Here is a 211-nt window from a genome sequence, read left to right on the forward strand (position 1 = left end):
CCATGAACACGATCTTCCGTAAGAGCATGCTGTCCGTTGCTGGTCTCGCGTTCGCCGGTGGTGTCTTCGCCGGCCCGATCGCCGCCCACGCCAACCCGGCCGTGGACGCCAAGCCCGCCGCGGTGGCGGTGCAGGCGCCGAAGCCGCAGGGCGACCAGTCGCACATCACCCTCAACGACGAGCAGACGGCCAACGTCAAGGCGATCATCGC

At 68.2% G+C, this 211-nt stretch carries 1 pseudogene; it reads left to right on the forward strand.

The features are described 5' to 3' along the window. Positions 1–2 precede the first annotated feature (2 nt). Positions 3–211: pseudogene (locus IF22_RS0132700) on the forward strand (hypothetical protein); the annotation flags it as partial.

Origin of the sequence: Micromonospora parva (genome assembly GCF_000718515.1) — a bacterium.
GTDB lineage: Bacteria > Actinomycetota > Actinomycetes > Mycobacteriales > Micromonosporaceae > Micromonospora > Micromonospora parva.